A 1,519-nucleotide genomic window follows, 5' to 3' on the forward strand; every position below is an offset into this window, starting at 1 on the left:
AATACTGGATGAAGTAAAATATCCTATTGCATAAAGATTATTCAGCGAATCCACATCTATATCATAAGCTTTGTCTGTACCACTGCCACCAAAACTTCTTGCCCAGACATTATTGCCGAGAGAGTCATATTTTGCCAGAAATAAGTCAATATATCCGTTATTATAGATTATATGACTATCAAACTTAATAAAAGGACTCTCAAAATACCCGGTAGTATATACACTTCCAAAGTTATCAATAGCCACATCATAAGGATAATCAGGACCAGATCCCTCAACACCCTTAAGCCATTTTTCATCCCCATTACTGTCATATTTTGCAAGAAATATATCATGAGATCCTGTATTGATCAAAGAAAATGGCCCCATGTACATGATACTGCTTCCAAAATGCCCGGAGACATAAATATTATCCGATTGATCGATAGTCAGGCGATACCCCCGGTCATCATTGTTTCCGCCACCATCTCTGGCCCATAGTACATTCCCTGATGAATCAAACTTAACCACCAGCATATCATCATAACCTTCCTCGTAATTCGTCAAAATGTAACTATCAAAGGAGATGGAATAACCATTGTAATAACCTGTCATCACAATGTTGTTTTCACTGTCAACATCAACTTGAAACCCGAATTCAATAGTTCCATCAGAACCGAAACTTCTCGCCCAGATTACCTCACCATCCGAATTTAATTTGAACAGATAAATGTCTGAGCCACCTTGATTTATAAAAACTGAGTCGCCTATTGTCAATGTTGGGCTGTAAAACCTTCCGGCTGATATGATATTTCCTTCAAGATCTGTGCATAGCCCCCTCGGACGGTCTTCATTACTACCACCAACTGTGAAGCTCCACTGGGGAATACCATCAGGATTTATTTTCAGAATATATGCATCCATGTTACCATTATTGAAAATGGTATCATTACCAAAATAGATTACTGGACTTGTATATTCGCCTGAAATATAAACATTGCCCAAATCATCACGTGCTATTAACCATCCAATATCACTGGTAGATCCACCAAAAGAAGAAACCCATTCATTGCAAGGAGTCTGAACATTAGTTTGTGGCATTATATATATAGTTTGGATTAGCGTGTCAGACCCACATGTATTGTTTGCAACAAGGGTAACATCATAATATCCGCTTTCATTGTATTGATGAACAGGATTTATTTCATCAGATGTATTACCATCTCCAAAGTCCCATAAATATGAATCAGCATTTAATGACGTATTCTGGAATGTAACTGTATCCCCACCAATTATATAGGTGAATTGGGCTTGTGGATAAAGTTGATTGATACAATAGACGAATGCATCTTCATAACCCTGATTATTAAGCGTCAGGGTATCAAATTCAATAACACTGCTTTTAAAATATCCAGTTATTGCCAGTTCATCTTCACCAAAAACAACCACTCCTGCACCATAATCATCCTGTGTGCCACCATAACTTTTTGCGGCTAAAATCTCACCATCTGAATTAAACTTCATGGTCAGAATATCTGCC

At 37.5% G+C, this 1,519-nt stretch carries 1 protein-coding gene; it reads right to left on the reverse strand.

The window, feature by feature from the left end; translation table 11 throughout:
- Nucleotides 1–1,503 (reverse strand): PKD domain-containing protein (locus NT175_07505; protein ID MCX6234556.1); only part of this gene is annotated, 1,503 nt, incomplete at its 3' end.
- Between the last annotated feature and the right edge of the window lie 16 nt (nt 1,504–1,519).

The sequence above is a fragment of the Bacteroidota bacterium genome (assembly GCA_026391695.1).
Classification (GTDB): domain Bacteria; phylum Bacteroidota; class Bacteroidia; order Bacteroidales; family JAGONC01; genus JAPLDP01.